Source organism: Pantoea sp. X-Soil-ISGK-355 (assembly GCF_059730805.1).
Genome location: NZ_AP035971.1, coordinates 3,958,441 through 3,981,520 on the forward strand (window position 1 = coordinate 3,958,441; position 23,080 = coordinate 3,981,520).

Consider the following 23,080-nt stretch of genomic DNA (forward strand, 5'->3'; position numbering starts at 1 on the left):
ACGTCGGCGGCCGTTGCTTTAATCCCAGCTCAGTATCACTTTCCCCGAGCGTCCTGAACGCATCTCATCGAAACCCTGCTGGAAATCGTCGATACCGTAGCGATGCGTAATGACCGGCGTTAAATCGAGGCCGGACTGAATCAGCGCCGCCATTTTGTACCAGGTTTCAAACATCTCACGGCCATAGATGCCTTTGATGAAAAGCCCCTTAAAGATCACCTGGTTCCAGTCAATTGCCATTTCACCCGGCGGAATCCCCAGCAGCGCGATACGCCCACCGTGATTCATCACCTCCAGCAATGAACGGAAAGCAGGAGGTGCGCCCGACATCTCCATCCCGACATCAAATCCTTCCGTCATACCCAGCGCATGCATCACTTCCCGCAGGTCTTCATTCGCCACATTGACCGCGCGCGTGACGCCCATTTTCCGCGCCAGTGCCAGGCGATACTCATTGATGTCAGTAATTACCACGTTGCGCGCGCCGACATGCCGACAGACCGCGGCGGCCATGATGCCGATAGGACCCGCGCCGGAGATCAGCACATCCTCGCCGACCAGATCGAACGAGAGTGCGGTGTGCACTGCATTGCCGAACGGATCAAAGATTGCCGCCAGTTCATCGGAAATGTTGTCGGGAATTTTAAATGCATTAAAGGCGGGGATGACCAGATACTCCGCAAAGCAGCCCTGACGGTTAACGCCCACGCCCATCGTGTTGCGGCATAAATGAGTGCGTCCGGCGCGGCAGTTGCGGCAGTGTCCACAGGTAATGTGCCCTTCGCCCGAAACCCGGTCTCCAATCGTAAAGCCTTTCACTTCCTGTCCAATCGCGACCACCTCACCCACATACTCATGCCCGACAATCATCGGCACCGGAATGGTTTTGCGCGACCAGTCATCCCAGTTGTAGATATGGACATCGGTGCCGCAGATGGCGGTTTTACGAATCTTAATCAGCAGATCGTTGTGACCCGGCTCTGGAACCGGGGCATCAGTCACCATCCAGATGCCCGCTTCCTTCTTCAGTTTGGCAAGTGCTTTCATGACGGACTCCTCAGGCGATGACGCCCAGTTGTTTGCCGATGCGGGTAAAGGCCGCCATCGCACGTTCCAGCTGCTGCTGGGTGTGCGCCGCAGAGATCTGGGTGCGGATGCGTGCCTGACCTTTTGGCACCACCGGATAGAAGAAGCCGGTCACGTAGATGCCTTCCTGTTGCAGCAGGCGGGCAAACTCCTGGGCGACGCTGGCTTCACCCAGCATCACCGGGATAATGGCGTGATCGGCACCAGCCAGCGTAAAGCCCGCCGCCGTCATCTGCTCACGGAAGTAACGGGCGTTGTCCCACAAACGCTGACGCAGTCCGTCGCCTTCACTGAGCAGATCCAGCACCCGCAGCGAGGCAGCCACGATGGCTGGCGCCAGCGAGTTAGAGAATAGATAGGGACGGGAACGCTGGCGTAACCACTCCACGACTTCGGCTTTTGCTGCGGTATAGCCACCGGACGCGCCACCCAGCGCTTTACCCAGCGTGCCGGTAATGATGTCGACCCGGCCCATGACGCCGCAATATTCATGGGTACCGCGTCCGGTGTTCCCGACAAAGCCCACCGCATGGGAATCATCCACCATCACCAGCGCGGAGAATTCATCAGCCAGATCGCAAATGGCAGACAGATTCGCAATCACCCCATCCATTGAGAAGACGCCATCGGTGGCAATCAGAATATGTCGGGCACCTTTATCGCGTGCTTCCTGCAAACAGGCACGCAACTGCGCCATATCGTTATTGCCGTAGCGATAACGCTGCGCTTTGCACAGCCGGACGCCGTCGATAATTGAGGCATGATTCAGCGCATCCGAGATAACGGCATCCTGCGCATCAAGCAGGGTTTCAAACAGGCCGCCGTTTGCATCGAAACAGGAGGAGTAGAGAATGGCATCCTCCATGCCGACAAACTCTGCCAGCCGCTTTTCCAGCTGCTTATGGCTGTCCTGCGTGCCGCAGATAAAGCGTACTGACGCCATGCCGAAACCATGCGAATCCATCCCCTCTTTCGCCGCCTGAATCAGCGCCGGATGGTTCGCTAAACCTAAGTAGTTATTGGCGCAGAAGTTAATCACTGCCGGCTCGCTGCCAACCGCGATCTCCGTCTGCTGCGCAGAGGTAATGATCCGCTCCTGTTTAAACAGTCCTTCCTGACGTGCATCATCAAGTTGCTGACGAAGTTGTTGATAAAATTGCGCAGGCATCATTGCTCTCCTCAGATGGCAAAAATCTGGCATATCTTACTGAACAGGCCGCTTCTTCACGATAAATCGCCCAACAGAATGTCATTTTTGCAGCATAGTTCACGCCGCGACGATGTACGCACAACGCGTTACAGAGTCATCTGGCTGTCTGCACTCTGATGAAATGTTATGATGTGAGGTATTCGTGTGTGAAACCTCCTGTTTCACCCCACAACGTTGAAGGTAACAACATGATTATCGTAACTGGCGGCGCAGGAATGATTGGCAGCAACATCGTCAAAGCGCTGAACGATCGCGGTCACACCGACATTCTGGTGGTGGATAATCTGAAGGATGGCACCAAGTTTGCCAATTTAGTCGACCTGGATATCGTCGATTACATGGACAAAGAAGAGTTCCTGATGAGCGTGATCGCAGGCGACGATTTAGGCCCGATCGAAGCGGTCTTCCATCAGGGTGCCTGCTCCTCCACCACTGAGTGGGATGGCAAGTACATGATGGAGAACAACTATCAGTACTCCAAAGAGCTGCTGCATTTCTGTCTTGAGCGCGAGATCCCGTTCCTTTACGCCTCTTCCGCAGCCACCTACGGCGGACGCAACGAGAGTTTCATCGAAGAGCGTCAGTATGAGCAGCCGCTGAATGTCTATGGCTACTCCAAGATGTTGTTCGACCACTACGTCCGCCAGATGCTGCCGGAAGCGAACTCGCCGGTGTGCGGCTTCCGCTATTTCAACGTCTACGGACCGCGCGAAGGCCACAAAGGCAGCATGGCCAGCGTTGCTTTCCATCTGAACACACAGATCAGCAACGATGAAAATCCAAAATTGTTTGAAGGCAGCGATGGCTTTAAGCGTGATTTCATCCACGTTGATGACGTGGCAGAAGTGAACCTGTGGTGCTGGGAAAATGGCGTCTCCGGGATTTATAACTGTGGTACAGGCCGCGCCGAATCCTTCCAGGAAGTGGCTGATGCGGTTCTGAAATTCCATCAGAAAGGTCAGATCGAGTACATCCCGTTCCCGGAGAAACTCAAAGGACGCTACCAGGCCTATACGCAGGCCGATCTCACTAAATTGCGTGCTGCCGGTTACGACAAGCCATTTAAAACGGTGGCGCAGGGCGTCGCTGAATATATGGTCTGGCTGAACCGCAACGCATAAAGGAAGCTGCTCCGGCGATGAAAATTCTGGTAATCGGCCCGTCGTGGGTCGGCGATATGATGATGTCGCAAAGTCTCTATCGCACACTCAAGGCCGAACATCCGGATGCAGTGATTGATGTGATGGCACCCGCGTGGTGCCGTCCATTACTGTCACGCATGCCGGAGGTAAATCAGGCGCTGGCGATGCCGCTCGGGCATGGCGCACTGGAGATTGGTGAGCGTCGCCGGCTGGGAAAAGTACTGCGCGCCAGTCACTACGACCGTGCTTATGTGCTGCCTAACTCCTTTAAGTCGGCACTGGTCCCCTTCTTTGCCGGAATAAAACGCCGCGTCGGCTGGCGCGGTGAAATGCGCTATGGCCTGCTGAACGATTTGCGGGTGCTGGATAAAGCCGCGTTTCCACTCATGGTTGAGCGCTACGTTGCGCTGGGCTATGACACCCCTGTTGCCTCGGCGGCGCAGCTGCCACAGCCGCTGTTGTGGCCAAAACTGCAGGTTGAAGAGCAGGAAAAGATTGAGACCGCCGCACAGTTTCAGCTCGCGGCGACCCGTCCGATCATCGGTTTTTGTCCGGGCGCTGAATTTGGCCCCGCCAAGCGCTGGCCGCACTATCACTACGCCACGCTGGCCCGTCAGCTGATTGCTGACGGCTTCCAGATTGTGCTGTTTGGCTCCGCCAAAGATCGCCCGACCGGCGACGAGATTATTGCTACGCTGCCCGAAGAGGCGCGTGGCCACTGTCGTAATCTGGCCGGTGAAACCCAGCTGGAACAGGCAGTGATTCTGCTGGCGCAATGCCGCGCCGTGGTCAGCAACGACTCCGGCCTGATGCATATCGCTGCGGCGCTGGACCGTCCGCTGGTGGCACTCTATGGGCCGAGCAGCCCTGACTTTACGCCGCCGCTGGCGCGTCAGGCACGTATTATTCGCCTGATTACCGGCTATCACAAAGTGCGAAAAGGCGATGCCGGACAGGGCTATCACCAGAGCCTGATCGATATTCAGCCTGAGCGCGTACATCAGACGCTGAGCGAACTGCTCGCGCCACAGGAGGTGCCATGCACGTCCTGATTGTTAAAACCTCTTCAATGGGTGATGTGCTGCATTCACTGCCGGCACTGACCGATGCGATGCATGCTATCCCCGGCATCCGTTTCGACTGGGTGGTGGAAGAGAACTTCGCGCAGATCCCTGGCTGGCATCCTGCGGTCGATAAAGTGCTACCGGTCGCAATCCGCCGCTGGCGCAAACACTGGTTTGGCAGTCAGCAGCGTGAAGAGCGTGTGCTGTTTAAGCGCGCGTTACAGTCGCGTGAGTACGACGTCGTCATTGATGCGCAGGGGCTAATCAAAAGTGCCGCACTGGTTACCCGCTTATCGAAAGGGGTGAAGCATGGGCAGGACAGCCGCAGCGCGCGTGAGCCGTTTGCCAGCTGGTGGTATGACGTCCGCCATGAAATCAGTAAGCACCAACATGCGGTTGAGCGGACACGCGAACTGTTCGCTAAAAGCCTGGGCTATGAAAAACCGCAAAACCAGGGTGACTACGCGATTGCCGGACACTTTCTGCATCATCTGCCCGCTGACGCACATCATTACCTGGTCTTTCTGCATGCCACGACGCGTGACAACAAGCACTGGCCGGAATCACACTGGCGAGAGCTGATTGAGCAGATGCAGCCCAGCGGGCTGCGGGTGAAATTGCCCTGGGGGGCTGAACATGAGCATCAGCGTGCGCAGCGCCTTGCAGAAGGATTTGAGCATGTCGATGTACTGCCTAAGCTGACGCTGGAAGCGATAGCACAACAGCTGGCGGGCGCACAGGCGGTGGTCTCAGTGGATACCGGATTAAGCCATCTGACGGCGGCACTGGATCGCCCCAACCTCACGCTGTATGGTCCGACCGATCCCGGATTGATTGGCGGTTACGGGCAGAACCAACAGGCACTGAGCGCCCCGAATCATAATCTGGCGGAGCTGACTGCTGACACGGTGGCAGAGAAACTGCGTGCCGTTATTACGGAAAACATGCCATGAACTATGTGCTGATCTACCTGCTGTTGCTGCCTTTCCGGGCCATAATGCGGCTGTTTTATCGGCCAACGGGACGCAGCCTGATCATTCAGACGGCGAAGATTGGTGATTTCATCAATATCACCCCGATGCTGCGTGCGCTGGGTCAGTCTGAGCTGCTGATCAGCAAAGCAGTGGAGCCGCTGGCGCGTCACGATGACACGGTCAGCCGCTATTTCCTGATTGAAGAGGCGAAGCGCAGTTTTTTTGCCAAACTGAAGCTCGCGTTCACGCTGATGAATCGCTATGACAACGTCTATCTGGTGCAGCCAAACAGCGTAAACCTGTTCTTTGCCGCGTTATGCAACGCACCGAACAAGCAGTTTCTGCGCACCTATGTGCGTAAGTCCTACCATAAGACCTTCTATCGCAGCGCCAGCGGTATTGTCGACCACACCAAAACGGATTTAACGCTCGACAGCTACCTGAAGCTGATTAATCGGGACTACCGCTACACCGATTTCCCCAAGCATGCGACCTCACCGCTCTGGCAGCCGCCTGCGCCGCCCGCCGCGCTGCTTAATCCGCGCAGCGGCATTAAAATTGGCATCAGTATTTCTGCCGGTAATCGGGCTAAAACCATTCCTGCCAGCATCTGGCAGCAGCTGATGGCGTCGCTGGCTGACCTGCCCTGCACCTTTTATGTGTTTGGCCCACCGGCTGAGCAGCCGTGGCTGGATGAGTTACTGAGCCTGACCGGCCCGAAAGAGAATATCGTCAGTCTGATTGGTGAGCTAAAACTGGAAGAGGTTCCGTGGGCCATTGCACAGATGGATTTCTACATCTCCTCTGACTCTGGCAATGCTTATATTGCGGATGCGCAGCAGATACCGGTGATCATGCTTTATGGCCCGTGTGAAGTCCGGGAACAGCGTCCGGTCAATAACGTTTTGTTTATCGGACCGGATAATATTGCTGCGTCGACGTTCGTTTTTGCCACCCGTTTTCAGTTTGATCAGCCTGCTGAAAAATTATTCGGGCTGGATCACGATAAACTGACTAGAATACAAACGTTTATTACTCATAATCTGGAATAGTGAAGCGTAATGGCAATTACCCCTCTTGCTGAGGCCGTTCAGCAAAGTCAGCTGCTGGTTAACACGCTTGCTGACACGGATGATAATCCGGTTCATGTTGCGTTTGGCATCAACTACGCCTACGCGCGTGGCCTGGGCATTACGTTGTTTTCACTTCTCAGCCATCATCCTGATACCGCTTTCCACGCTCATGTTTTTTCAGACTCGCTTTGCGAAGAGGATGTGGAAAAACTGCGATCGCTGGCCACGGGCCATCGTCTGGCGATTACGCTGCATATCTTTAACCGTGCCTGGGTTGATCAGTTGCCTGCTGTGGGCCGCTATCCTAAAAGCATCCACTACCGCTTTCTGATCCCTGAAACTGTGGCAAGCTATAGCGATCGGGTGATCTATATTGATGCGGATACCCTGGTGGTGGGCGATTACTCTCCTCTGTTCGCCCTGGATATCACGGATTATACGCTGGCGGCCTGTAACGACACACCACGGGCGCGGCAGAACCAGTGCGCAAGGCTGGGACTGAAGCATCACCACTATTTTAACTCCGGCTTTATGCTGATCAATATTCCACGCTGGCTCGAAAGGCAGACCACCGCGCGCATTACCGACGTGCTGGTGACGCGAGGCGCAGCGTTTGGTTTCCCGGATCAGGATGCGCTGAATATTGTGCTGGAGAGTGAGATTCTGATCCTGCCGGACCGCTATAACCATATTTACGACATCATCGCCAATAAAGTCTGGGATCACTCGGGCGTGCCTGAAGAGACGGTGATGATTCACTACACCGGTAAATGCAAACCCTGGCATGCATGGGCTGGCAGCGATCTTTCCGAGCGCTACTATAGCTATTACCAGCGCTCACCCTGGGCTTCACAACCGCTTGATACGCCAAAACATTATAAAGAGATGAAGCGATTCGCCCGCGTAAAATGGCATCAGAAACAGTATGGCGAAAGCCTGAACTGGATGATGAAGTATGTCAGTCTCAAGTTTTTTAAAAAGAGCGAGCAGTAGCGCGCTCAGGTTTATCAGATTGATGCGGGCGCTGTTATTTCAGCGCCTGACTTTCCCGTCATTTATCCCGCTGGCTGTTTGCCATGACCTCTGTAATAACGACGCTGACAGCAGGCCGACATAATAATCTGTTTACCTGCACGACCACGTTGCGTAAAAAAAGCGCATATATCGCATTATTACTGGCGGACGTGGTTTTTAGTAAAGCAGGAAAGCCACACCGTCTTATAATCGTGAACTTCCTGATTCCACTCTGCTGATTTGGAAATGATTTATGACGAGGCAACGCCCTTTCGCAATGAATTTAACGCGGGTGCAGATAGCGTGATGAGTACTTCTCCTTTGCTGAGTATCATTACGCCGATGTTCAATGCGGGCAGCATGTTTGATGAGTTCATGCAGTCACTGCTGGCGCAGACGCTGACCTCGCTGGAGATCATCATTGTCGATGACGGTTCAACTGACGGCTCAGGTGAGCGCGCTGACCAGTATGCACAGCAGCACTCTCATATTCGTGTGATTCATCAGGAAAACGGCGGCGTGTCGCGCGCCCGTAACGCTGGTCTGGCGATAGCCCACGGGAAATATGTCACCTTTCCGGATGCAGATGACACCATGCAGCCCGATATGTATCAGACGCTGGTGACGATGGCAGAAGCGGACAATCTGGATGCTGCCCAGTGCAACGCCGAGTGGTTCTTTAAACACAGTCAGCGGGTAAAACCGCTGATTCCGCTGGATCGCCTGCGCAGCACACCGGTACTGAGCGGTGCCGACTGGCTCAATACCGCGCTGAAAACGCATCGTTATATGCATGTGGTCTGGCTGGGCATCTATCGCCGGGAACTGATTGAGCAGCATCATTTACAGTTTGAGCCGGGCCTGCATCATCAGGATATTCCCTGGACCACCGAGTTTATGCTGCTGGCAAAACGCGTGCGGTATACTGAAGCAGTGCTCTATCGCTACTATATGCACGATGCTTCAATCAGCAACCGCAAACGTACCGGCGAGCGTAACGTTGAATATCAGCGTCACTACCTGAAGATTGCGCGGCTGCTTGAAGAGCTCAACACCCGCTATCGTGACCGCGTGAAAATCTACCCGTCGTTTCACTATCAGGTAACCCATGAAGCGCTGAGCGTTTGTCACAGTGTGAGGCGTGAGCCTGATGCCCGCGCACGTCAGGCGATCATTGCCGATCTGTTCACGACCGGGACGCACCTGCGCATGCTACGGAATGCCCGGGGAATTAAGCAGTGGTATCAGCTGCTGTTATGGCTGGCACGGCTCTATCGCTGGCGTGATAAATAACCTTTGAGGCTGGCTTTATCCTAAAAAGGGTTTGCCCTACAATCGGTTCACTGAATTCTGAGAACTCTTGTTTATGGCCAGCCTGACTCCAGCAAACATCTCTCCAAAAAATATATTACTGATTAAGCTGCGCCACCATGGTGACATGCTGCTCACAACGCCCGCCATTAATGCGCTTCGTCAGCGTTACCCGCAGGCCAGCATCGACGTATTGCTCTATCAGGAAACGCGTCCGATGCTGGAAGCGCATCCGGCCATCCGCCATTTGCACGTCATCGATCGCAAATGGAAACAGGAGGGAACCTGGCGCAAGCTGGGCCATGAGCGTGCATTGATTCGCGCCGTACGTGACGCGCATTATGATCTGGTGATTAACCTGGCCGATCAGTGGCGCGCGGCCCTGATTACGCGGTTGTCCGGGGCACCCGTCCGTATCGGTTTTGCGTTCAAAAAACGCGATAACGCCCTGTGGCGCTGGTGTCACAACCGGCTGGTCCCCACACACAATCACAGCAAACTGCATACCGTTGAACAGAACATGTCGGCGCTGGCCCCCCTCGGCATCAGCAGCGATGGCGCACGTGTCTCCATGCACTACAGCGACGCTGATCGGCAAATCGTGCTGGCCCGACTGGCAGAACATCATATTGCCGCGCCCTATATTGTGGTGCAGCCGACTTCGCGCTGGGGCTTTAAATGCTGGGAAGAAGAGAGCGTTGCGGCCACACTTGAGCAGCTGGCGCAACCGGGCCGCAAAGTGGTGCTGACCGCCGGGCCGGACAAACAGGAGCTGGCAATGATTAACCGCATTCGCGCGCGCTGTGCGTCGCCTGACGTGGTTTCGCTGGCGGGTCAGTTCACGCTACCGCAGCTGGCGGCATTGATCGATCATGCCCGACTGTTTATTGGTGTCGACTCTGCGCCAATGCATATGGCTGCCGCGCTTGAAACACCCTGTATCGCACTTTTTGGTCCGACCAAGCTACAGCACTGGCGGCCCTGGGGTGATAACAATCATGTTATCTGGGCGGGTGATTATGGCCCGCTGCCCTCACCCGATTCCATCGACACCAAAACTGACCAGCGTTATCTCTCGGCCATTCCGGTAAAGGATGTGGTCGCGGCAGCGAGGAGCTACCTGAATGAGTAAGTTACGGCTGGCGATTGTCCGGCAGAAATATCGTCCGGATGGCGGTGCTGAACGTTTTATCTCACGCGCCCTGGAAGCGCTGGGCAGCGAAAGGCTCGATCTCAACATCATTACCCGCAGCTGGCAGGGCACGCCCAATCCAGACTGGCATCTGCATATCTGTAATCCGGCAAAGCTGGGCCGGGTCTCACGTGAGCGCGGTTTTGCCCGGGCAGCACGCGCCTGCTGGGAGCGCGAAAAGTTCGATATTGTACAAAGCCATGAGCGCATCGCCGGCTGTGACATTTTCCGTGCGGGTGATGGCGTGCATCGCGTGTGGCTGGAACAGCGCGCCCGCATCGTCTCATCATCGCAACGGCTGAGTGCTGTGCTCAGTCCTTACCATCGCTATGTTCTGCAGGCGGAAGCGGAGATGTTTAACTCTCCAACGCTGAAAGCGGTGATCTGTAATTCAGAGATGGTTAAGCGCGATATCCTGCGCTGTTTCTCGCTCGACGCCGGAAAAATCCACGTTATTCATAATGCTATCGACGCCAGCCGTTTCCAGCCCGCCACGGAAGCTGCACGTCGCGCCACCCGTCAGCAGCTGGCGCTGCCCGATGCCGCTACCGTACTGATTTATGTCGGCTCCGGCTTTGAACGCAAGGGGTTGAAAGCGGCGATACAGGCGCTGGCTGCCAGCGATCGTTATCTGATTGTGGTGGGTCAGGATAAACAATTACAACGTTACCAGCAGCTGGCAAACCAGCTTCACTGCCTGGACCGCCTGCGCTTTGTCGGCGTACAGCAGGATGTGCAGCCGTTCTATCACGCGGCGGATGGCCTGCTGCTGCCCACGCTCTATGATCCCTTTCCGAATGTGGTGCTGGAGGCAATGGCCTGCGGTTTACCAGTAATCACCAGCACCGGTTGCGGTGGCGCGGAATTTATTACCGCTGGTCAGGAGGGCTTCGTCTGTGATGCCCTGGATATCGATGGATTGAATCAGGCGGTTAATGCAATACCGCCGCTTTCTGTCGATTCACGAATGGGTGACGCAGCGCGGCGCAAAATTGAACCTTATGGTCCACAACAGCTGGCGCAGGCGCTGACTTCGCTTTATCAGCAGGTACTGAGTAGCAACTGACAATCCGGGATGAGTGCATGCGGGGTTTCTGATAACATGCCGCCATCTCATTTTAATCTGTTTTTAGACGCGAACCTGCCGTAACGGTAACTATGACGACCATTTACACCGCATTGCTCTACTTCATTCAGCCACTGATCTGGCTGCGCCTGTGGCTGCGCGGTCGTAAAGCGCCTGCCTATCGCAAACGCTGGGCAGAACGCTATGGCTATTGTGTCGGCAAAGTGAAGCCCGACGGCATTGTGCTGCACTCGGTTTCTGTGGGTGAAACGCTGGCCGCGATTCCGCTGGTGCGCGCACTGCGTCATCGTTACCCCACCCTGCCGATTACCGTCACGACCATGACGCCGACCGGCTCTGAGCGGGCGCAATCTGCTTTTGGCAAAGATGTGCATCACGTCTATCTGCCTTATGATCTGCCAGGTTCGATTAATCGTTTTCTGGATACGGTTAATCCACGGCTGGTGATCATCATGGAAACGGAGCTGTGGCCAAATATTATCCGCATTCTGCACCAGCGTAACATTCCGTTGGTGATCGCCAATGCCCGCCTCTCGGCCCGCTCCGCCAAAGGCTATCGCAAGCTGGGGAAATTCATGCGCCAGCTGTTGCAGAGCATCACGCTGATTGCGGCACAGAATACGGAAGATGGCGACCGCTTCCTGAGTCTGGGCCTGAAACGTTCACAGCTGGCGATTACCGGCAGCCTGAAGTTTGATATTTCTGTGACGCCAGAGCTGGCCGCCAGAGCGGTAACGCTGCGTCGCCAGTGGGCGCCGCGTCGCCCGGTGTGGATCGCCACCAGCACGCACGAAGGCGAAGAGGCCATCGTGCTGGATACCCATCGTCGCCTGCTGCAGACGTTTCCGGATCTGCTGCTGATTCTGGTTCCCCGCCATCCTGAACGCTTTAACGATGCGCGCGAACTGACGCAGGAACGCGGCTTCAGCTTTATCCTGCGCAGCAGCGGTGAGATCCCTTCGGGTTCCACGCAGGTGGTCATCGGCGACTCAATGGGTGAACTGATGCTGCTTTACGGCATCGCCGATCTGGCGTTTGTCGGCGGCAGCCTGGTTGAGCGGGGCGGACATAACCCGCTGGAACCCGCTGCCCATGCGCTTCCGGTGCTGATGGGGCCTCACATCTGGAACTTCAAAGATATCTGCAGTAAGTTGCAGGAAGGCCAGGGTCTGATTACCGTCACCGACGTAATTTCACTGGAAAAAGAGGTCACCAACCTGTTACAGGATGATGATTATCGCCGTTATTACGGACGCCATGCGGTAGACGTACTGCACCAGAACCAGGGTGCGCTTCAGCGTCTGCTACAGTTACTCGAACCGCATCTGCCACCACGGGCCCACTAATGTCAGCACGCCAGCGTCTTTCCGTGGTAATGATCGCCAAAAATGAAGCGGAGCTGTTACCGGATTGTCTGGCCTCAGTCAGCTGGGCCGACGAAATTATTGTGCTGGATTCTGGCAGCAGTGACGACACTGTTGAGATCGCCACGCAGGCCGGGGCGCAGGTCTATCGCAGTGATGACTGGCAAGGCTATGGCATTCAGCGCCAGCGTGCGCAGCACTATGCCACCGGCGATATGATTCTGATGATCGATGCGGATGAGCGCGTTTCACCCGAACTGCGCGCCGCGATTGAGCAGGTTCTGGTCGCCCCACCCAGCCGCACGATTTACAGCCTGGGCCGCAGTAATCTGTTCCTCGGCCGCTTTATGCGCCACAGTGGCTGGTATCCTGACCGCGTGATGCGCCTCTATCCACGCACCTTCCGTTACAATGACAATCTGGTGCATGAATCACTGCAGAGTGACGGTGCGCCGGTGGTGGCGTTGCCTGGCGATCTGGAACATCTGACCTGCCGCGATTTAATCGCCTTTCAGCGTAAGCAACTGGCCTATGCAGAAGCCTGGGCCACGGAACGTCATCAGCGCGGTAAGCGTTGCGGCCTCTTTTCTGTGTTCAGCCATACGCTGGGCGCGTTTGTGAAAACGTTGCTGCTGCGTGCCGGTTTTCTCGACGGCAAACAGGGCTGGATTCTGGCGGTAGTCAACGCGCAATATACCTTCAATAAATATTCAGCCCTCTGGGCGCTGAATCACGCTTCGGCAAAAGGGCGAGTATGACCACTAAAGCCATCTATCCCGGTACGTTTGATCCTGTAACGCTCGGTCATCTCGACATCGTGACGCGGGCAGCGCAGATGTTTGATCAGCTGATTCTGGCCATTGCTGCCAGCCCCAGTAAAAAACCGATGTTCAGCCTGGATGAACGCGTGGCGCTGGCCGGTCAGGTGGTTGCCCATCTGCCGAACGTTGAGGTGGTCGGCTTCAGCGACCTGATGGCGAATTTCGCCCGTGACCAGCAGGCGAATGTGCTGGTCCGTGGCTTGCGTGCGGTGTCAGACTTTGAATATGAAATGCAGCTGGCGCAGATGAATCGTCACCTGCTGCCCACGCTGGAGAGTGTCTTCCTGATGCCGTCTGAAGGCTTCTCGTTCATCTCCTCTTCGCTGGTCAAAGAGGTGGCGCGTCACGGCGGCGATGTTTCCGCCTTTCTGCCCGCGCCGGTGCATCAGGCACTGCTGGCTAAACTGGCTTAATGCTGGCAGCTCGGGCACCAGTAGGTGCTGCGCTGCCCATGCCTGCCGCTGACAATCGGCGTACCGCATGCCCGGCAGGGTTCACCTGCCCGGCCATAAACCTGCAGTTGCTGGGCAAAATAGCCAGGCTTGCCGTCGGTCTGTAAGAAGTCGCGCAGCGTAGTACCGCCCTGCTCAATTGAACGTAACAGCACCGCTTTAATAGTGTTGACCAGCAGCTCCGCTTCAGCCTGCGACAGACTTACTGCGGCACGATCGGGAAGGATCCCGGCGGTAAACAGTGACTCGCTGGCGTAAATGTTGCCCACGCCCACCACCACTTTGTTATCCATCAGCCATTGCTTGATGAGCGTCCGCTTGCCGCGTGACTTATCGAACAGGTAAGCCCCGTCAAATGCCTCGCTGAGCGGCTCCGGCCCGAGATGTGCCAGCACGCTGCTGCCCGCCAGATCGCTGCTCCAGAGCCAGGCACCAAAGCGACGCGGGTCGGTGTAGCGCAGTACTTTGCCGTTGCTCATCACTAAATCAACATGGTCATGCTTCGCTGCTGGCAGCTCTTCTGACAGCACGCGCAGGCTGCCCGACATGCCAAGGTGGATAATGATCCAGCCATGCGGCAGTTCCAGCAGCAGATATTTTGCCCGACGCTGCACGCTGAGCACCGGCTGATCGCTCAGCGCCAGGATCTCCTGCGAAACAGGCCAGCGCAGACGTGAATTACGCACCACGGCGTGAAGAATGGTTTCACCAACCAAATGCGGCTCGATACCGCGGCGGCTGGTCTCAACCTCTGGCAACTCTGGCATACCCTCTCCTCAGCGTTTTACACAAACAAAAAACCCGGCCGGAGCCGGGTTTTTAGCAGAACACTAAAATTACTTAATTTTAGCTTCTTTGTAGATCACATGCTGACGTACAACCGGATCGAACTTTTTCAGTTCCAGCTTCTCTGGTTTAGTACGTTTGTTCTTCGTGGTGGTATAGAAGTGACCTGTACCAGCAGAGGAAACCAGCTTGATCTTCTCACGAATACCTTTAGCCATGATTCAGTTCCTTAGTACCTTAGTACTTCTCACCACGGGCACGCATGTCGGATAAAACCGTATCAATGCCCTTTTTATCAATAATGCGCATACCTTTAACAGATACACGCAGAGTAACGAAGCGCTTCTCGCTCTCAACCCAAAAACGGTGTGAGTGCAGGTTCGGAAGGAAACGGCGTTTCGTCGCGTTCATTGCGTGGGAACGGTTGTTACCCGTTACCGGACGCTTTCCAGTTACCTGGCAGACTCGTGACATGTCTATATCTCCAAAAATCAAATCAGCTCGAGCTTTAAAAATTAGGTTTTGGCCGCCTCGTCAGGCTTGCAGCCCGCCAGGCGAGTTCCATGGAACCCGCTAAGCTGGCCTAACCGCCAAACCCGAGATTCTCAAAGGTGGCGTAGTATACGCCGCTCAGCCCAAGTGCTCAAGTCCCGAACAGATAAAGATCCCGAATGATCGGGCAAAAAGCCGCCACCTGGCGTGAAATTTCCCGCTGTCAGAGCCATCCCCGCTCCGCAAAGGAGACATATTCGCCATGACCAATCACCAGATGATCGAGCAGACGGATGTCGAGTAGCTGACAGGCTTCGCTGACTTTATGGGTTACTTCACGGTCTGCACGGCTCGGCTCCGCCATGCCCGACGGGTGATTATGCGCCAGTATCAGGGCGGCGGCATTGAGCTTCAGCGCTTCCCGGACAATCTCGCGGGGGTGAACTTCCACGCTGTTAATGGAACCCGAGAACATATTTTGTGCACGCAGCACCCGATGCTGATTATCCAGAAACAGTGCCATAAAGATCTCACGCTCCTGATGGGCTAACAGACTTTGCAGATACTGGCGCGTGATTTGTGGATTTTCCATGACGCTTTCGCGCGCCAGCTTACTGGCGAAAAAGCGCTTCGCCAGTTCGGCAATCGCGTGCAGTTGCGCCAGCTTGGCATCGCCGACACCTTTAATTTTGCAAAATGCCGCTTTGTCTGACGTCATGAGCTGATAAAGCGAGCCAAATCCCTCCAGCATCTGCCCGGCCAGTTCAAGGACGTTCTGCCCCGGCGAGCCAGTGCGGAGAAAGATGGCCAGCAGTTCGGTATCGCTGAGCGAATGCGCGCCCAGTTTCTGCAGTTTTTCCCGTGGTCCCTTGATTTTCATCTTTGCTCTCCCTGAGATGAACCTCAGAGTGGCCCATCCTGAAGCATGCCGCTATCAGTGGCGTATCAATCTTCGAGACGGCTCGCAAACGCAGTTGGTGAAAAGGCGCATCCACGCTTTTGTGATAAAGTCCGTGCATTCGCCGCCGCGAGCGGCAGAGAGCTTAGTGAGGCCAACATCATGATGGGATTAGCCGGCAAAAAAATTCTTCTTGGCGTAAGTGGCGGTATTGCCGCTTATAAAGCACCTGAGCTGGTACGTCGCCTGCGCGATCGCGGCGCTGATGTTCGCGTAATGATGACGGAGGGGGCAAAGGCCTTTATTACTCCGCTCAGCCTGCAGGCCGTCTCCGGCTATCCGGTGTTTGACGATCTGCTTGATCCGGCAGCGGAAGCCGCAATGGGTCATATTGAACTGGCAAAGTGGGCCGACCTGATTGTACTGGCACCGGCCACTGCCGACCTGATTGCCCGTATAGCTGCCGGTATGGCAAACGATCTGGTGACCACTGCTGTATTAGCGACGGCCTCACCCGTGGCGGTGGTGCCCGCTATGAATCAGCAGATGTATCGTGCGGCGGTGACCCGGCATAATCTGCAGACGCTGCATGAGCGTGGCGTGCTGATCTGGGGGCCAGACAGCGGCAGCCAGGCCTGCGGCGACGTCGGGCCGGGCCGGATGCTTGATCCGCTGGCGATTGTTGACCATGCGGTGCAGTGGGCTGCACCCGTCAACGATCTGCAACATCTCAACATTATGATAACCGCCGGTCCGACACGTGAGGCGCTGGATCCGGTGCGCTACATCACGAATCACAGCTCCGGCAAAATGGGTTTTGCGATTGCCGCTGCCGCTGCCAGACGCGGCGCACAGGTCACGCTGGTCAGTGGTCCGGTCAGCCTGGCGGCACCAGCGGGTGTGCAACGCGTTGACGTTACCAGCGCGCTGGAGATGCAGGCCGCCGTCATGAGCGAGATAGCTAAACAACATATTTTCATTGCAAGCGCAGCCGTGGCAGACTACCGGGCAGCCGATATTGCGACCGATAAAATCAAGAAACAGGGCGGCGATGATAACGTCACGCTGAACCTGGTAAAGAATCCCGATATTGTTGCCGGGGTCGCCGCACTTCAGGAAAACCGGCCATTTGTGGTTGGATTTGCTGCTGAAACACAGAATGTGGAAGAATACGCCCGGCAAAAACGGGTGCGCAAGAATCTGGACCTGATCTGCGCTAACGATGTCGCTAAAGCCGGACAGGGATTTAATAGCGACACCAATGCTCTTCACCTTTTTTGGCAGGATGGAGAAAAACGCTTACCGCTCAGCGATAAGTCTCTCCTTGGCCAACAATTAATAGACGAGATTGTCAGCCGTTATGATGAAAAAAATAGACGTTAAAATCCTGGACCCGCGCGTCGGCAAAGAGTTTCCACTGCCGACCTACGCGACTTCAGGTTCCGCTGGGTTAGATTTACGCGCCTGCATTGATGATGTTCTCGACATCGCACCAGGCACCACAACGCTGGTCCCGACCGGCCTGGCGATTCATATTGCCGACCCCGATCTGGCCGCTGTGATCCTGCCGCGCTCAGGTCTTGGCCATAAACACGGCATCGTGCTGGGCAACCTGGTCGGGCTGATTGACTCCGACTATCAGGGACAGCTGATGGTCTCGGTCTGGAATCGCGGCCAGGAAAGTTTCTCTCTGCAACCCGGCGATCGCATGGCACAACTGGTCTTTGTACCGGTGGTACAGGCGGAATTTAACCTGGTCGACGATTTCGACGCCAGCCTGCGCGGCGAAGGCGGCTTCGGCCATTCAGGTCGCCAGTAACCCGCATTACCGACTTTCACTTACGCCCGTTATTTTTCCTCATCGCCATGGGACGCGTTCCTGTGGCAGATGCGTAGGTGTTGCCTGTTTTTAGGTGAATTTCAGGGGTCTTTAAGGTCATGGCAGAAAAAAAAGTCGCGAAGCGAAACCGTCGCGAAGAGATTTTGCAGGCGCTGGCACAGATGCTGGAGTCGGGTGATGGCAGTCAGCGCATTACCACCGCCAAACTGGCAGCCACGGTAGGCGTTTCCGAAGCGGCGTTGTATCGTCACTTCCCCAGTAAGACACGCATGTTCGATAGCCTGATTGAGTTTATCGAAGACAGTCTGATTACCCGCATCAATCTGATCCTCAAAGATGAAAAAGAGACCATGACGCGTCTGCGTCTGATCGTGCAACTGATTCTGGGATTTGGTGAGCGTAATCCGGGACTGACGCGCATCCTGACCGGCCATGCATTGATGTTTGAGCAGGACCGACTGCAGGGACGCATCAATCAGCTGTTTGAGCGGATTGAAGTGCAGCTGCGACAGGTGATGCGGGAACGGAAAATGCGTGAGGGCGAAGCTTTTCAGGCTGATGAGGCGCTGCTGGCAAGCCAGCTGCTGGCATTCTGTGAAGGTTTACTGTCGCGCTATGTCCGTTCTGAGTTTCGTTTCAGTCCTACCGCAGACTTTGAGGCTCGCTGGCCGCTGATTGCCGCGCAGCTGGCGTAAAGCGTAAAAGAAGGCGGGCATTGCGCCCGCCTCTGTTAAATCCCGTACGCTTTCTGATAGGCACGAACCTGAGCCAGATGATCGGCCATCTCCGGCTTCTCTTCCAGCCAGCTAATCAGATCGGCCAGTGTGATAATCGCGGTCACTTTGCAGCCGTAATCACGTTCCACTTCCTGAATCGCCGACATTTCTCCGCGTCCACGCTCCTGACGATCAAGCGAGACCAGCACGCCTGCCAGAGTAGCGTTGTGCGCGCCGATAATATCCATCGACTCACGAATTGCGGTGCCTGCGGTGATCACATCGTCCACCAGCATCACTTTGCCCTGCAGCGGACTGCCCACCAGCAGGCCACCTTCGCCGTGATCTTTCGCTTCTTTACGGTTAAAGCAGTAAGGCACATCGCGGTCATGATGATCCGCCAGCGCCACCGCCGTGGTGGTCGCAATCGGAATGCCTTTATAGGCCGGACCGAACAGCAGATCGAAGTCGACAGCGCCATCCACCAGCGCCTGCGCGTAGAAGCGTCCCAGCAGCGCTAAATCCCGTCCGCTGTTGAACAGACCGGCATTAAAGAAATAGGGGCTTTTACGCCCTGACTTCAAAGTGAACTCACCGAACTTCAGCACCTGCTTGTTCAGGGCGAATTCAATAAACTGACGCTGCCAGGCTTTCATTTCTCACTCCTCAAATAAAGAAAAGGCGACCCTGAGGTCGCCTGTTACATCAATTTTTCAGCGCTGCTTTCTGCGCCTGAATCAATTCCTCAATGCCGCCGCGTGCCAGCGCCAGTAACGTCAGCAGCTCTTCATGGCTGAACGGTTCGCCCTCGGCAGTGCCCTGCACCTCGATCATGCGACCATCTTCCATCATCACGACGTTCATGTCGGTTTCTGCCGCGGAGTCCTCAACGTACTCCAGATCGCACAGTGCTTCGCCTTTAACGATACCTACTGAAATCGCCGCGACCATGCCCTTCATCGGATTGGCTTTCAGCTTGCCGCTGGCTACCAGCTTGTTCAGCGCATCAGCCAGCGCCACACAGGCACCGGTGATTGAGGCGGTACGGGTGCCGCCATCGGCCTGAATTACGTCACAGTCGAGCGTAATGGTAAATTCACCCAGCGCTTTAAGATCAACTGCGGCACGCAGTGAACGGGCGATCAGACGCTGAATTTCCAGCGTACGTCCACCCTGCTTGCCTTTTGCGGCTTCACGCGCCATACGGCTGTGGGTTGAACGCGGCAGCATGCCATATTCAGCCGTGACCCAGCCCTGGCCCTGGCCTTTAAGGAAACGCGGAACCCCTTCGTCTACGGAGGCAGTGCAAAGCACTTTCGTTTCGCCGAATTCCACCAGAACGGAACCCTCTGCGTGTTTGGTGTAATTGCGGGTCAATGTGACTGGACGCACCTGTTGTGCGCTACGGCCTGCTGGACGCATGGGTATTCTCCGGCTTGCTAATGATTGGCTGCGCATTATACGGACTTCCTTGCCCGCTGTCTCTTGCGCCGGTCTGACGCAGGCATCAGATGAAATTCCCTGCCAGCTGTGGCTAAATGCGCTTTCCTTTCTCTCTGATAAAAAAAGACATATGGCCGCCATTCTTCATTTCCTGCTGGCGCTGGTGGTGATTTTTGCCCTTGCGCTGCTGGTCAGTCATGACCGTAAACAGATTCGCCTGCGCTTTATTGTTCAACTGATTGTGGCAGAAGCCGCGCTGGGTTGGTTCTTCCTTCACTCTGCCGGGGGGCTGGCGCTGGTCGGCTCGTTTGCGGGATTCTTTGAGACGCTGCTGGGCTTTGCCGCACAGGGTACAGAATTCGTGTTTGGCGGAATGAGCAAACAGGGGCTGGCATTTATCTTCCTTGGCGTACTCTGCCCGATTGTCTTTATTTCCGCACTGATCGGCATATTGCAGCACTGGCGCATCCTGCCGCTGCTGATCCGTATTTTCGGGACGCTGCTGTCGAAAATTAATGGCATGGGCAAACTGGAGTCGTTTAACGCCGTCAGCACGCTGATTCTGGGTCAGTCGGAAAACTTCATCGCCTATAAAGGGATTCTGGGTGATATCCCGCCGCGTCGGCTCTACACCATGGCAGCGACCGCTATGTCCACCGTTTCGCTGTCGATTGTCGGTGCTTATATGGCGATGATTGAACCGAAGTATGTGGTTGCCGCACTGCTGCTTAACATGTTCAGCACCTTTATTATCCTGTCGATCATCAACCCGATGAAAAGCCAGGATGAGCAGCCTATCGCGCTGGAAAAGCTGCATGAAGAGCAGAGCTTCTTTGAAATGCTGGGCGAGTACATCCTGGCTGGTTTCAAAGTGGCGATGATCATTCTGGCGATGCTGATTGGCTTTATTGCCCTGATTGCTGCCGTGAATGCCGTGTTTGCGGCGGTCTTTGGCTATAGCTTCCAGCAGCTGCTCGGCTACCTGTTCTATCCTCTGGCATGGCTGATCGGCATTCCCAAAGCGGATGCCCTGCAGGCGGCCAGCATCATGGCGACCAAGCTGGTGGCAAATGAGTTTGTGGCGATGATTGAGCTGCAGAAAGTCGCGGCGGGCATGAGTGCGCGCGGGCTGGGTATTCTGTCTGTGTTCCTGGTCTCCTTTGCTAACTTTGCCTCGATCGGCATTGTGGCGGGTGCCATAAAAGGCCTGAACGAAAAACAGGGGAATGTGGTTTCCCGGTTTGGCTGGAAGCTGGTCTATGGCTCCACGCTGGTGAGCCTGCTCTCTGCAGCTTTTGCCGGTCTGTTTATCTGACTATTCCGCGGGCGGCCTCGCTGCCGCCCGCGTTTATTCTAGAATCCGACGCAGACGGGTGCATCTACCCGCATCACCGACTCCTGAGCAAAGCGTTTCTTATAGAGTGTGCGTAGCGCCTCAATACCCTGATTGGTGGCAGGATCGATACCGTGGATCAGCATCAGCGCTTTACTGTTCTCCCGTGCCAGTTTGCCGTTCTCGCCCAGCCATTGCCCTTTAGCGTCATAAATCGACAGTCCCGCTTTGAAGCGTGGCGTGACCTCATTGTCCACAAAGTTCATCCAGTCGAGTGAACTCACCCTGCCGCCATCTGGCTTGCTCAGTCCAAACCACAGCGTGGTCTGCATCATCATGTCGCCACCCGCACAGATGGGTTGCGGTTTCGTGGGCGGCGCATGGCGCGTCTGGCAACCCGCCAGCAACAGAGCCATCACAACAGGAAGGGCAATAACGCGTGACATAGATCGGTCATCCTCACAAGGGGTCAGTGGTCATCATAAGTGGCTCTCGCAGAAAGCGGAAATGGTTCGTTATTTTCCAGTGAGACGCTTATGCCTGTTATGCCGTGGCTCGCCTCGCTATACTTCACCCATCTTTCCGCAAATGAGTACCGCTTATGATCCGCAGTATGACCGCTTATGCCCGCAGCGAAGCCAAAGGCGAATGGGGCAGCGCCGCCTGGGAGCTGCGTTCTGTTAACCAGCGTTATCTGGAAACCTACATCCGTCTGCCGGAACAGTTTCGTGGGCTGGAGCCGGTTATCCGCGAACGCATTCGCCAGCGTCTGACGCGCGGTAAAATTGAGTGCAACCTGCGTTTTGATGCCGACCCCAGCGCGCAGGGCGAGCTGATGCTCAATGAAACGCTGGCGAAACAGCTGGTGCAGGCGGCCAACTGGGTGAAAATGCAGAGCGATGAAGGCGCGATTAATCCGCTGGATATCCTGCGCTGGCCCGGTGTGATGTCTGCACAGGAGCAGGATCTGGATGCCATTAACACGCAGTTGTTGAAGGCGCTGGATAGTGCGCTGGATGATTTTATTGCGGCACGCGAAAGCGAAGGCACCGCACTGAAAGCGATGATTGAGCAGCGTCTGGAAGGAGTTTCGCAGGAAGTCAGCAAAGTGCGGGCGCAGATGCCTGAAGTCATCAAATGGCAGCGTGAGCGTCTGGTCGCCAAACTGGAAGATGCTGAAGTCCAGCTGGAAAACAATCGCCTGGAGCAGGAACTGGTGATGATGGCGCAGCGTGTTGACGTCTCCGAAGAGCTGGATCGCCTGGATGCGCACGTTAAAGAGACCTACAACATCCTGAAAAAGAAAGAAGCGGTTGGCCGTCGGCTCGATTTCATGATGCAGGAGTTCAATCGTGAATCGAATACGCTGGCATCGAAGTCGATCAACGCCGACATCACCACTTCTGCTATCGAACTGAAAGTGCTGATTGAACAGATGCGCGAGCAGATTCAAAATATTGAGTAAGATCTTTTCCTCAGGTCTGAGATGAAGCGTCAGCGATGGCGCTTTGTTCATTCTCTGAGTAATGACCTCTCTTCTGCATCAGCGTGCAGGGTGTTCTAAGCGTGTGGCTGGCCTCATTATTACGTAAAGATGGATAAATAATCATTTCCGGACTCTTCTGTAATGCGTGTCTGTCACGTTTTCCTTATCAGGCCTGTCTTTTTTAATATTCTGAATTTAATATCTTTTTTCTGTTGCGAACCCTTTTTTCGCACCCGAAACGCTGGCTCCATGAAACAGGTCAATCCTGTAGAGTCAGTAGTTTCCCTTTCTTTGAA

25 protein-coding genes are annotated in these 23,080 nt (G+C 55.4%); 16 read left to right on the plus strand and 9 right to left on the minus strand.

Translation table 11 applies throughout. The features are described 5' to 3' along the window. Positions 1 to 18: 18 nt before the first annotated feature. Together tdh and AC6I8J_RS18280 are read right to left on the minus strand one after the other, a co-directional pair. Positions 19 to 1,047: an L-threonine 3-dehydrogenase gene (gene tdh, locus AC6I8J_RS18275; RefSeq protein ID WP_161732969.1), complete on the minus strand. Its 1,029-nt coding sequence runs from the start codon at positions 1,045 to 1,047 to the stop codon at positions 19 to 21. A gap of 10 nt (positions 1,048 to 1,057) precedes the next feature. Next, positions 1,058 to 2,254 (minus strand): glycine C-acetyltransferase, encoded by a 1,197-nt coding sequence (locus AC6I8J_RS18280; RefSeq protein WP_253422087.1) that lies wholly within the window; start codon positions 2,252 to 2,254, stop codon positions 1,058 to 1,060. 230 nt (positions 2,255 to 2,484) lie between these two features. On the opposite strand from AC6I8J_RS18280, the gene rfaD reads away from it, so the two are divergent. From rfaD to coaD, 11 genes are all read left to right on the plus strand, one after another. Continuing rightward, positions 2,485 to 3,417, plus strand: coding sequence for an ADP-glyceromanno-heptose 6-epimerase (rfaD, locus tag AC6I8J_RS18285; RefSeq protein WP_161732967.1), 933 nt, complete (start codon positions 2,485 to 2,487; stop codon positions 3,415 to 3,417). A gap of 17 nt (positions 3,418 to 3,434) precedes the next feature. Further along, complete coding sequence (gene rfaF / locus AC6I8J_RS18290) at positions 3,435 to 4,490, plus strand: ADP-heptose--LPS heptosyltransferase RfaF (protein ID WP_222924832.1); 1,056 nt, start codon at positions 3,435 to 3,437, stop codon at positions 4,488 to 4,490. Next, positions 4,478 to 5,455, plus strand: a complete 978-nt coding sequence (rfaC, locus tag AC6I8J_RS18295; RefSeq protein WP_161732963.1) for a lipopolysaccharide heptosyltransferase RfaC — start codon at positions 4,478 to 4,480, stop codon at positions 5,453 to 5,455. Before rfaF ends, rfaC begins: the two co-directional genes overlap by 13 nt. Further along, positions 5,452 to 6,528 carry a glycosyltransferase family 9 protein gene (locus tag AC6I8J_RS18300; protein WP_161732961.1) on the plus strand — a complete coding sequence of 359 codons (1,077 nt, stop codon included), beginning with the start codon at positions 5,452 to 5,454 and terminating at the stop codon, positions 6,526 to 6,528. The genes rfaC and AC6I8J_RS18300 overlap by 4 nt, the downstream gene beginning before the upstream one ends. Before the next feature lie 9 nt (positions 6,529 to 6,537). Then, positions 6,538 to 7,542 (plus strand): glycosyltransferase family 8 protein, encoded by a 1,005-nt coding sequence (locus tag AC6I8J_RS18305; protein WP_161732959.1) that lies wholly within the window; start codon positions 6,538 to 6,540, stop codon positions 7,540 to 7,542. A gap of 327 nt (positions 7,543 to 7,869) precedes the next feature. Continuing rightward, positions 7,870 to 8,856 carry a glycosyltransferase gene (locus AC6I8J_RS18310; protein WP_311202151.1) on the plus strand — a complete coding sequence of 329 codons (987 nt, stop codon included), beginning with the start codon at positions 7,870 to 7,872 and terminating at the stop codon, positions 8,854 to 8,856. 73 nt (positions 8,857 to 8,929) lie between these two features. Beyond that, positions 8,930 to 10,006: a putative lipopolysaccharide heptosyltransferase III gene (gene rfaQ / locus AC6I8J_RS18315; RefSeq protein ID WP_161732955.1), complete on the plus strand. Its 1,077-nt coding sequence runs from the start codon at positions 8,930 to 8,932 to the stop codon at positions 10,004 to 10,006. Further along, positions 9,999 to 11,132, plus strand: a complete 1,134-nt coding sequence (locus AC6I8J_RS18320; RefSeq protein ID WP_260060018.1) for a glycosyltransferase family 4 protein — start codon at positions 9,999 to 10,001, stop codon at positions 11,130 to 11,132. The genes rfaQ and AC6I8J_RS18320 overlap by 8 nt, the downstream gene beginning before the upstream one ends. Before the next feature lie 92 nt (positions 11,133 to 11,224). After that, complete coding sequence (waaA, locus tag AC6I8J_RS18325) at positions 11,225 to 12,499, plus strand: lipid IV(A) 3-deoxy-D-manno-octulosonic acid transferase (RefSeq protein WP_013359504.1); 1,275 nt, start codon at positions 11,225 to 11,227, stop codon at positions 12,497 to 12,499. Continuing rightward, positions 12,499 to 13,275 (plus strand): glycosyltransferase family 2 protein, encoded by a 777-nt coding sequence (locus AC6I8J_RS18330; RefSeq protein ID WP_253420500.1) that lies wholly within the window; start codon positions 12,499 to 12,501, stop codon positions 13,273 to 13,275. Before waaA ends, AC6I8J_RS18330 begins: the two co-directional genes overlap by 1 nt. Continuing rightward, positions 13,272 to 13,751 (plus strand): pantetheine-phosphate adenylyltransferase, encoded by a 480-nt coding sequence (coaD, locus tag AC6I8J_RS18335; RefSeq protein ID WP_161732949.1) that lies wholly within the window; start codon positions 13,272 to 13,274, stop codon positions 13,749 to 13,751. Before AC6I8J_RS18330 ends, coaD begins: the two co-directional genes overlap by 4 nt. Here coaD and mutM read toward each other — a convergent pair. The 4 genes from mutM to radC form a co-directional block, all read right to left on the minus strand. Further along, the gene (mutM, locus tag AC6I8J_RS18340; protein ID WP_161732947.1) at positions 13,748 to 14,557 is read right to left on the minus strand and encodes a bifunctional DNA-formamidopyrimidine glycosylase/DNA-(apurinic or apyrimidinic site) lyase; all 810 of its coding nucleotides are present in this window, start codon (positions 14,555 to 14,557) and stop codon (positions 13,748 to 13,750) included. The genes coaD and mutM overlap by 4 nt on opposite strands. Before the next feature lie 69 nt (positions 14,558 to 14,626). After that, a complete protein-coding gene (gene rpmG, locus AC6I8J_RS18345) occupies positions 14,627 to 14,794 on the minus strand; it encodes a 50S ribosomal protein L33 (RefSeq protein WP_001051798.1) in 168 nt (55 codons plus the stop codon). A 19-nt stretch (positions 14,795 to 14,813) separates the two neighbouring features. Further along, a complete protein-coding gene (gene rpmB / locus AC6I8J_RS18350) occupies positions 14,814 to 15,050 on the minus strand; it encodes a 50S ribosomal protein L28 (RefSeq protein ID WP_013359508.1) in 237 nt (78 codons plus the stop codon). Between the two features lie 241 nt (positions 15,051 to 15,291). Further along, complete coding sequence (gene radC, locus AC6I8J_RS18355) at positions 15,292 to 15,948, minus strand: RadC family protein (RefSeq protein WP_161732945.1); 657 nt, start codon at positions 15,946 to 15,948, stop codon at positions 15,292 to 15,294. A 180-nt stretch (positions 15,949 to 16,128) separates the two neighbouring features. Here radC and coaBC point away from each other — a divergent pair, with 180 nt between their 5' ends. The 3 genes from coaBC (at position 16,129) to slmA (ending at position 18,501) form a co-directional block, all read left to right on the plus strand. Then, the gene (gene coaBC, locus AC6I8J_RS18360; protein ID WP_222924828.1) at positions 16,129 to 17,349 is read left to right on the plus strand and encodes a bifunctional phosphopantothenoylcysteine decarboxylase/phosphopantothenate--cysteine ligase CoaBC; all 1,221 of its coding nucleotides are present in this window, start codon (positions 16,129 to 16,131) and stop codon (positions 17,347 to 17,349) included. Continuing rightward, complete coding sequence (dut, locus tag AC6I8J_RS18365) at positions 17,327 to 17,785, plus strand: dUTP diphosphatase (protein ID WP_161732941.1); 459 nt, start codon at positions 17,327 to 17,329, stop codon at positions 17,783 to 17,785. The genes coaBC and dut overlap by 23 nt, the downstream gene beginning before the upstream one ends. Positions 17,786 to 17,904: 119 nt before the next feature. Next, a complete protein-coding gene (gene slmA, locus AC6I8J_RS18370) occupies positions 17,905 to 18,501 on the plus strand; it encodes a nucleoid occlusion factor SlmA (RefSeq protein WP_010258372.1) in 597 nt (198 codons plus the stop codon). A 35-nt stretch (positions 18,502 to 18,536) separates the two neighbouring features. Here slmA and pyrE read toward each other — a convergent pair whose 3' ends face one another. Both pyrE and rph read right to left on the minus strand, forming a co-directional pair. Further along, positions 18,537 to 19,178, minus strand: coding sequence for an orotate phosphoribosyltransferase (pyrE, locus tag AC6I8J_RS18375; RefSeq protein WP_003851333.1), 642 nt, complete (start codon positions 19,176 to 19,178; stop codon positions 18,537 to 18,539). A 49-nt stretch (positions 19,179 to 19,227) separates the two neighbouring features. After that, positions 19,228 to 19,944, minus strand: coding sequence for a ribonuclease PH (gene rph, locus AC6I8J_RS18380; protein WP_285086989.1), 717 nt, complete (start codon positions 19,942 to 19,944; stop codon positions 19,228 to 19,230). A gap of 151 nt (positions 19,945 to 20,095) precedes the next feature. Between rph and AC6I8J_RS18385 the strand changes: the two genes are divergently transcribed. Next, a complete protein-coding gene (locus tag AC6I8J_RS18385) occupies positions 20,096 to 21,280 on the plus strand; it encodes a NupC/NupG family nucleoside CNT transporter (RefSeq protein ID WP_253420513.1) in 1,185 nt (394 codons plus the stop codon). Between the two features lie 38 nt (positions 21,281 to 21,318). On the opposite strand, the gene AC6I8J_RS18390 is transcribed toward AC6I8J_RS18385, so the two are convergent. Beyond that, the gene (locus AC6I8J_RS18390; protein ID WP_285086987.1) at positions 21,319 to 21,744 is read right to left on the minus strand and encodes a DUF3574 domain-containing protein; all 426 of its coding nucleotides are present in this window, start codon (positions 21,742 to 21,744) and stop codon (positions 21,319 to 21,321) included. A gap of 155 nt (positions 21,745 to 21,899) precedes the next feature. On the opposite strand from AC6I8J_RS18390, the gene AC6I8J_RS18395 reads away from it, so the two are divergent. Next, entirely contained in the window at positions 21,900 to 22,763 is an 864-nt protein-coding gene (locus tag AC6I8J_RS18395; RefSeq protein ID WP_161732937.1) for a YicC/YloC family endoribonuclease, read from the plus strand. Positions 22,764 to 23,080: the final 317 nt, after the last annotated feature.